Annotated in this window: 8 protein-coding genes and 2 riboswitches; of the genes, 7 read left to right on the forward strand and 1 reads right to left on the reverse strand. The window is 70.1% G+C overall.

The features are described 5' to 3' along the window. The 7 genes from HKK72_RS31905 to HKK72_RS31935 form a co-directional block, all read left to right on the forward strand. On the forward strand, window positions 1-368 hold a 368-nt coding region (locus HKK72_RS31905; protein ID WP_187238153.1), incomplete at its 5' end, for an NYN domain-containing protein. Window positions 369-486: 118 nt separating this feature from the next. Then, a complete protein-coding gene (locus HKK72_RS31910) occupies window positions 487-681 on the forward strand; it encodes a hypothetical protein (protein WP_187238154.1) in 195 nt (64 codons plus the stop codon). A gap of 164 nt (window positions 682-845) precedes the next feature. Beyond that, window positions 846-1,805 (forward strand): C40 family peptidase, encoded by a 960-nt coding sequence (locus tag HKK72_RS31915; RefSeq protein WP_187238155.1) that lies wholly within the window; start codon window positions 846-848, stop codon window positions 1,803-1,805. 319 nt (window positions 1,806-2,124) lie between these two features. Next, a riboswitch (cyclic di-AMP (ydaO/yuaA leader) is annotated at window positions 2,125-2,345 on the forward strand. Between the two features lie 6 nt (window positions 2,346-2,351). Continuing rightward, entirely contained in the window at window positions 2,352-2,948 is a 597-nt protein-coding gene (locus HKK72_RS31920; protein ID WP_222721395.1) for a C40 family peptidase, read from the forward strand. 92 nt (window positions 2,949-3,040) lie between these two features. Beyond that, window positions 3,041-3,226, forward strand: a riboswitch (cyclic di-AMP (ydaO/yuaA leader). Window positions 3,227-3,239: 13 nt separating this feature from the next. Next, window positions 3,240-4,037, forward strand: coding sequence for a CHAP domain-containing protein (locus tag HKK72_RS31925; RefSeq protein WP_187238156.1), 798 nt, complete (start codon window positions 3,240-3,242; stop codon window positions 4,035-4,037). Between the two features lie 62 nt (window positions 4,038-4,099). Then, window positions 4,100-5,431, forward strand: a complete 1,332-nt coding sequence (locus tag HKK72_RS31930) for a basic secretory protein-like protein (RefSeq protein ID WP_187238157.1) — start codon at window positions 4,100-4,102, stop codon at window positions 5,429-5,431. Continuing rightward, window positions 5,428-6,954, forward strand: coding sequence for a M48 family metallopeptidase (locus HKK72_RS31935; RefSeq protein WP_315987557.1), 1,527 nt, complete (start codon window positions 5,428-5,430; stop codon window positions 6,952-6,954). The genes HKK72_RS31930 and HKK72_RS31935 overlap by 4 nt, the downstream gene beginning before the upstream one ends. Before the next feature lie 127 nt (window positions 6,955-7,081). Here the strand turns inward: HKK72_RS31935 and HKK72_RS31940 are convergent. Then, on the reverse strand, window positions 7,082-8,636 hold a 1,555-nt coding region (locus HKK72_RS31940), incomplete at its 5' end, for an Ig-like domain-containing protein (RefSeq protein ID WP_315987558.1).

Raw genomic sequence — 8,636 nt, forward strand, 5'->3', positions numbered from 1 at the left:
TGATCGTGGATGGCTACAACGTCACCAAGACCGGATACGGCGACCTGCCACTCGCCGACCAGCGGAGCCGCCTGCTGTCCGGCCTCGGCGGGCTGGCCGCCCAGACGCGCGCCGAGGTCACCTGCGTCTTCGACGGGGCGGAGCTGGACGCACCCGTGGCGATCGCCGCTCCCCGGGGCGTACGGGTGCTGTTCAGCCACCCCGGCCAGACCGCCGACGAGCTCATCGGGCGGCTCGTGCGTGCGGAACCTGAGGGCCGTCCGATCGTCGTCGTCTCCTCCGACCGCGAGGTCGCCGACGCCGCACGCCGCGCACAGGCCAGGCCGGCGCCCTCGACCCTGCTGCTGCGCCGCCTGGGCAGGGCCTGACCGCAGGCGCCCGTACCGGCCCGGCGGGCCTCCTGGCGCCCTCCCGCATGGTTTTGTCGGTCCGCCGTCCTAGCGTCGCTCTCGGAGTCGGAGAGATCGCTGCGACGGAGGAGGATCCGTGCTGATCGAATGCGACAACTGTGAGGTTCGTGCCACGGGCTGCGGCCAGTGCGTGGTGACGGCGCTGCTCGGCGTTCCCGCGGGGGCCGGGATCGACATCGGCGACGATGAGCTCCGGGCGCTGGACGTTCTCGCGGACGTCGGCATGGTGCCTCCGTTGCGGCTGAGCGTCCCGGAAGTGCGCGCCTCGTGAGCAGCTATGTGCACTATGTGGCCAAAGAGCCGTGAAATGCCACAAGTCAGGCTGAACCGGTTGTGACTGGTGTGACCCTTCACTAAGGTCGTCCGCTGTAGTAAGTGGACAGAGCTGAGTAGAGGAGGCGTGCCGCAACCGTGGCTAATGAAAGTCCGCGCCGAATGCGGACCGTGGCGTGTCTCGCGCTCGCGGCGGTGCTGGCGATGCCGGCCGGTACGGCCTATGCGGAGCCCCGGCCTTCGCTGTCCCAGGCGAAGAATCAGCTCGACAAGCTGAACAAGCAGGTCGATCAGCTGGTCGAGAAGTACAACCAGGTCAACGAGGACCTGAAGGCGGCCAGGAAGAAGTACTCGGTCAGCCGAGCGGCCGCCAGCAGGGAGCAGGCGACCTTCGAGGAGATGCGCCAGAAGGTCGCCGAGATGGCCGCGACGGCCTACAAGTCCGGCGACACAGGAGATGTCACCGGGTTCCTGGCGACCAACAACCCCCAGGCCGTGCTCGACCAGGCCGCGGTCTTCACGCACCTGTCCGAGAACCGCAGTTCGCAGCTCAGCCAGTTCCTGGCCGCGGCCCAGCGGATGCAGCGGGAGCAGGCCCAGGCCAAGAGCGCCTACGACCAGGTCGCCAAGAAGGCCAAGCAACTGCGTGAGCAGAAGCAGACGGTCGAGAAATCGATCACGAAGCAGCGCAGCCTGGTCGTTCGTCTCGGCGGCGCGGCGCAGTCGCCCAGCGGGCGCACCGGGGGGACCTACACGGGTCCCGCCACGGGCTCGGCCCGCGCGGCCCTGCAGTACGCCTACGCCCAGCTGGGCAAGCCGTACCAGTACGGGGCGGCGGGACCCAACACGTTCGACTGCTCCGGGCTCACGATGATGGCCTGGCGGGCCGGCGGGGTGAGCCTGCCCCGCACGACGTACACGCAGTACAGCGCCAGCAGGCGGGTCGCCTTCGACGATCTTCAGCCGGGCGATCTCGTCTTCTTCAGCGGCAACAGCCACATGGGGATCAGCATCGGCAACGGCCAGATGATCCACGCGCCGCGCACGGGTAAGAACGTCGAGATCGTCAGCATCTCGTCGGGCTACTACCGGCAGAACTTCTACGGCGGAGGGCGGCCCTAACACCCCCTGGAACCACGCTGACTCCTGCCTGACCACGTAACGGGCCTGGTTTGACCAGGCCCGTTACTTTTTTTATGCCTCTATTGCCATCCATGGGTTGTTTGGTACTGTATGTCCACTTACGGCGCCCCCCATGCGTCGTCGATCCACCCGGCCGACCCGGCAGACCGTGAGCACGCGGGACGCGTGCACAGCGCACTGGAGCACGATCACGGCAGCCTCGATATCGGGGTCGTCCGGTCCAATCACACATTCGCGTCGTCTCGATCATGCCCAGGATCATGTAGGTCCTGCGGGCGGGCCCGGCCCGTCCGGATCGGAACGGCACACGCCGAGTCCGCTTCGTGCGGAGCCGGGGACCCAAACCCCCGCAGGTCAGGACCCTCTCGCACCTCATGACCATGGTGCGGCGTGTGGTGCTGTGCCCGCGCGGACCCCGGGGTGAATCGGCGCGCCTCCCCCGAGTACGTGGCGCGCTGTAGGGCGCCTTCCACGCCCGAACCCGTCAGCTAACCCGGTAGGCGTCTGGAAGAAGGAGATCGAACCTTGTCCGACGCAGACGACCGCGTCCCGGCGGGCCGGCGAGTCAGACTCGCCGGTTGCCTCATCACCGCGGCCGCGGTGCTCGTCCCTGTGGCGGGAGCCTTTCAACCGGCTCAGGCGAGCGCACAACCCTCGGTCAGCCCCGTGGGAGCCCCCCAACAGATCCAGGTCACCACACCAGGCGTCGGGCTCACGCCCGACAAGGACAAGGCCACCTGGGCCCAGCGGCAACTGATCGGCATCGCCGCCGTTGCCAACGCCAAAAAGAAGATCGGTTCACCCTATGTCTGGGGCGCCACCGGTCCGAACACCTTCGACTGCTCAGGTCTGGTCCAGTGGGCCTACAAGAAGGCCGGCGTCAAGATTCCGCGCGTGACGTACGCGCAGTACAACAAGATCGACGAAAAGATCACCTGGAAGAACCTCGCCGTCGGGGATCTCGTCTTCTTCAACGCCAAGGGTCACGTCGGGATCGTCTCCAAGCGCCAGGGCGCCAAGCTCTGGATGATCCACGCTCCGTACACCGGCTCGTACGTCAAGCAGGTCAAGTTGGACGGCTACCGCCGGCAGACCTTCGCGGGCGCCGTCCGCCCGTTCTGACCTACCGCCGCCATCGCGCGCGGCCATCGATCCTTCACCTCAACTTCAGCAAGTTCATCAGGTACTGACCGCATCGGGACGCCCCGGACCTGGGGCGTCCCCCGCCGAATCCGCGACAACGCGGAACCGGGGACCCAATCGCGGTGTTCCAGGGCGATCTCTGGAACACCGCCGGGGTGAATCGGTGGTACCCGCCCACGTATCCGGGCGGGCCACCGTAGGGCACCTTCCACGCCCGAACCCGACAGCTAACCCGGTAGGCGGCATGGAAGGTAAGGAGCACCACACCGCATGTCCGGGAAACATCGAATCACCGCACCGGTGCCCCGCTTCGCCGGCACCCTGGCCGCCGGCCTCGCGCTGGCCGCGGGCCTGGCCGCCGCCACCCATCCGGGCGAGTCCAGCGCCGCCGCCTTCGAGCCTCAGCTGGCCTCCACCTCCATCACGGGGGCCGACATCGTGTCGGCCATGTCGAGGGCCGACGCCCTCGGCTCCAGGATCGCCTCGAGCACGTTCAAGTCGCTGACCGAGCCGAAGACCGGGGCCCAGGCCGGCACCGCGGTCGGCTCGGCCGATGGCACCTCGCCGCACGGCCCGGTCACCGCGCAGGACGTCATCTCGCTCGCCAAGAAGCAGGTGGGGGTCAGCGAGACCGACGGCTACGGCGGTGGAACCAAGTACCAGAAGTGGTACGCCGGTTCTGAACGAGCGAAGCAGACCGTGGAGCGGGACGGCGGCTCCGTCGATGCCTACCTGGACGCGGCCTGGTGCTCCATGTTCATCTCGTGGCTGGGCCACAAGCTGAATTTCAGCGATCAGATGGGCTCCGACGCCTGGACGATCGCGCACGCCCAGTGGTTCAAGGACCGCGGCCGCTGGGGCCACAAGCCCAAGGCGGGCGCCGTGGTCTTCTTCTCCTGGAGCGGCTCGGGCAGCATCGACGACATCGATCATGTCGGACTGGTGGTCAAGAACCTCGGCGGCGGCCGGATCAAGACCATCGAGGGCAACACCAACGACGCCGTCACCAAGCAGGTTCGCTCGACGGACATGGTCGTCGGCTACGGCTACCCGGACTACGCCAAGTAAAGGCCACGTCCCGGCGGCGCCGTTCGCCCGGACATGCCCGCGGGACCAATAGGATCGCGCGCATGGAGCCCGAATCTCCGGGACCGCCGTTCACGATCACGCGTCTCCGCAAGTCCCGATCGCCGCGGCTCTTCGCCGCGGCGATCGGCGTCGCGGTGGCCGTGAACCTCGTGTCCGGTGTCGGCTATGTCGCGACGGCACAGGGGCGAGATCCCTCGGCCGAGGGCGCGACGGCGGCGCTCCGGCCGGCCCTGCCGGACTCGAGGGACGTGGACGCGGTGCTGGCCGGACGGGCCCGCGCGGTCCGCGACCGCGATCGGCAGGCCTTCCTCGCCACCGTCGCCTCGGCGCCTGCGGCCTTCCAGGCCGACCAGACCCGGCTCTTCACCAATCTCACGGCCCTGCCGCTCAGCGGCTGGCGCCAGCAACTCGAGACGGCGGAGCCGCTCGTCACCGGACCGGACGGCACCACCACGCTGCGGATCACGCTCCGTTACCGGCTGCGCGGGTTCGACCGGGCCGAGGTCGCCCATACGCAGTACCTCACCTTCGGCCGGCGGCCGGACGCCGGCTGGGTGATCGTCGGCGACGGCGCCTCTCGCGGCCTGCGCGACGACGCGGAGATCTGGGACGCCGGACGGCTGACGGTCGTACGAGGCCGCCACAGTCTGGTCATCGGCAACCAGCCGGCCGGCGCGCGGAGGAACGGGCCGAAGACCACACTGCGCGCCATCGCACGGCGGCTCGACGCCGCGGTGCCCATCGTCACCGGCGTCGTCGGCACACGCTGGGACCGCCGGGTCGTGGCGCTCGTTCCCGCCGACCGCGCGGAGGCCGAGGGACTCGTCGGCGGCCGGCAGGACCTGACCCGGATCGCGGCTCTGGCCACCGTCTCACAGGGCGGCACGACGCGATCTCCCGGTGAGGACCGCATCGTCATCTCGCCGGAAACGTTCGGCAGGCTCAGCGAGCGGGGTCGCCGGGTGGTCCTCACCCACGAACTCACCCACGTCGCCACGGGCGGCGCGCGCGACGGTCGTACGCCGATGTGGCTGATCGAGGGCCTGGCCGACTACGTCGGGTACAAGAACGCCCGGTTCAGCGTGCGTTCGGCCGCGCGGGAACTGCGCGATGAGGTGATCAAGGGACGGCTGCCGGCCGCGCTGCCCGATCGCACCGACTTCGGCAGTTCGTCCGACCGGCTCCCGCAGGCCTACGAGGAGGCCTGGCTGGCCTGCCGCATGGTGGCCGAGCGGTACGGCGAAGCCACCCTCTTGCGGCTCTACCGCGCGGCGGGCCGGCGGGGCGACGCCGCGTTCAAGGAGATTCTGGACGTGCCCCCGGCCGAGTTCGTGGCGATGTGGCGTGACTACCTCAGGAAGGAACTGGCGTGAGCGACGGTTCGCAGGCCGCCCGTGACGGCGGAACCGGCGCGGCCCCGGCCGGAGATCGCCGGCAGCGGCCGCCGGCGTCCGAGGACGCCCCGGCGGCCGATGGCGGGGCCGTGACCGGCGGCGCCTCGGCGACCGGCGGGACCGGTCGTTCGGCGGCGAGCGCAGGGGCCGACCGAAGACCGAGGATCGCCGCTGCGGGCGCGGCCGCGGGCCTGGTCGCCGCACTCGCCTTGACCCTTGCCCTAACGACGCCCTGGCGGCCGCTCGGCGGGCCGGTTCCCGGCGGCGCGGTCGCCCCGAACGCCACCCGCGACTTCACGACCGCCCAGATCGACCGGGCCGCCGCCTTCGATGGGGCGATCAGCGTTCCGGCCTACCTGAGCCTGGCTCTGACTCTCCTCGCCGTCCTGGTGCTCGGCCTGACCCCACTCGGGGCCCGGCTGCTCGGCGTCGTCACCCGCCCGGCACGCCGGTGGTGGCCTCTTCAGATCATCGCGGCGGCGGTCACGCTGACGGCGGTGCTGCGGATCGTGACGCTGCCGTTCCGCGTCTGGGCCGAGACGATATCGCGCCGGCACGGGCTCTCCACCCAGGACTGGGGCGGCTGGACGGTGGATCAGCTGAAGGGGTTCATGGTCGGTGTCGTGCTGTGGGTGGTGGTGCTCACACTGCTGCACGTACTGGTGCGGCGGTTCCCCCGGTACTGGTGGGCCGGCGCGGCCGCCGGTGCCGCCGCCCTGGTGGTCGCCCTGTCGTTCACGTATCCGCTCGTGGTCGAACCGCTGTTCAACTCGTTCAGGCCCATGCCCGCCGGGCCGATGCGCACGGAGTTGTTGCGACTGGCCGCCACAGACCACGTGCCGGTCAAGGACGTCCTGATCGCCGACGCGTCAAGGCGTACCAGTGCGCTGAACGCCTACGTATCCGGATTCGGCTCGACCCGCCGCGTCGTCGTCTACGACACGCTGCTGAAGTCGGGCCGGCCCGATGAGATCAAGCTGATCGTCGCGCACGAGCTCGGCCACGCCAAACGCGGCGACGTGCTGTACGGCACGCTCATGGGAGCGCTAGGGGTTGCCTCGGGCGTCTGCGTCCTCTACCTGCTGATGACCTCACGGCGGCTGCAGGAGCGCGCCGGCGTCGCGCCCTCTGCGCGGCCGGCGGCCCCGGCCGCCGGTCCGCCCGCGCCGGCCCTGCCCGCCGTGGCCGACCCTCGATCCCTCGCGCTCGTGCTGGCGATGGTCACCGTGCTGCTCCAGCTCGGCGGCCCGGTGCAGAACCTCGTGAGCCGTCGCATCGAGGCCCGCGCCGACGCACATGCCCTCGACCTCACCGGCGACGCCGCCACGTTCACCCGCATGCAGCGCGCGCTGTCGGTGCGCAACCTCTCCGATCTGCGTCCGAACCCGCTCGAGTACGCCCTGTGGTCCACCCACCCGAGTGGTCCGGAGCGGATCGCGATGGCCCGGAACTGGGCCCGGCTGCACGGCAGGCCCGATCCACCGCCTCTCACCGGGCGATGAGGGTCCTCCGCAACGCACCCGGCCGGCCATGCCGGGCCGACCGGTGCGGTGTGGCCGCGGGTCCGCTCATACCCGCGCCCGCGATGCAGCGGCTCGCGGGCGCTTCGGGGCCCGGCCGATCCGCCGGTCAGCGGCTCGGTGACGGACCCGCCGGACGGGCGGGTGCGCTGCCGCCCGGCGTGCCGGGCGGCGTGCGGCTGGTCGGCGTGCCCGGTGCAGGAGAGCCCGGCGTGCCGGTCCCCGGCGTACGACCGGCGGGTGCGCCCGGCGTGCCGGTCGAGCTCGGCGTACGGCCCGGTGTGACCGAGGTCGGCGGGCTGGCCGTTCCGCTCCCCCTGCTCGGCCCTGGCCGGGCGGACGGCGTGGGCGCCGGTGCGGGCGGGGCGGCGATCGGATCGGTCGTCACCGGCCGTTTCAGTGCGCTGCCCTTCACCCAGTCCGGCCAGGCCAGCTGCCAGTAGCCCCAGCCGTTGTCGGGCTCCAGCTCCCGGCTCGACCCTGTGATCTTGAACGGGTCGCCGCGATAGCTGAAGTTGAAGAACCAGATGGCGTTGGAGGGGCTCATGTTGACGCAGCCGTGGCTGACGTTGCTGTTGCCCTGGGAGCCAACCGACCACGGAGCGCTGTGCGCATACTCGCCGCTGTTGGAGATCCGGACCGCCCAGTAGACCATCTGGCTGTAGTAGTCGGGGCACCCCGGCCCGCATCCGAGCGTCGAGGAGTCCATGAGGACGGCCTGTGCCTTGTCCATGGTCAGGTGGTTGCCGTTGGTGGTGGTGTACTTGCGGACACCGCCCCGGCCCATGCTGATGGGGATGGTCCGCACCGGCACGCCGTTCTTCTTGACCACCATCTGGTGGTCGTCCTCGCTGGCGACGCTGGAGTGCTCGTCGCCGATCTTGAACGTCAGGGTTCGGTTCTTCGTGCCGAAGACGTTCTTGGCCGCCCGCACCCCGCTCATGTGCGCGACCAGTTCGACCTTGCTGTGCCGCGGCCAGTGCCCTTTGGTGCGGAAGACCAGGTCCTTGTCGCCGAACCAGTGCCAGGCCCCGGCGACCGGGCGGCTGGAGCGCACCTCGAGGGCCCTCTCCACCGCGTGCTTCTCACTGACGTCCCGATCGAAGTGCAGGACGATCGGCATTCCCACGCCGACCGTCTCGTGGTCGGCCGGCGCCTCGATGGTCGTGGCGATCGGATTCTCGGCCTTCTGGGTCGTGAAACTGCTCATGGCCGACTGCGTCTTGCCGTCGGTGCCCAGCGCGGTCGCGAACACGTGGTACTTCGTGCCCGGGTCGAGGGTCCACTTCGACCGCCACAGGGTGCCGTCCCCGCTCTGAACGCCCTGAACCTTGTTGCCCTTGGTGACGACCGAGACGTCCTGCAGCGTGCCGTTCGCGACCCGCACCATGATGGCGCCATCGGGGCTGATCCTGGCCGTGCCGTTCCCCGGCGTGATGGTCAGCTTGGCGATCGGAGGGGCCTTGCGCTTCTGGTCGTCACCGATCGAACAGGCCGCTCCGGCCAGAACCAGTGTCATGGCCAGTGCCGTTCCCACCGCCCACCGTCCGCAGTGCCGATGGTTCACCGGCATGGTGGCGCCGAGCTTCACCTCAAACCCCCCGTTTCCGCTCGCCGCGCGCTGCCCGTGCAAAGACCGGCGCTCATACCGGCGACAGTGTCCC

Source organism: Actinomadura sp. HBU206391, from assembly GCF_014323665.1.
Classification (GTDB): Bacteria; Actinomycetota; Actinomycetes; order Streptosporangiales; family Streptosporangiaceae; genus Actinomadura_C.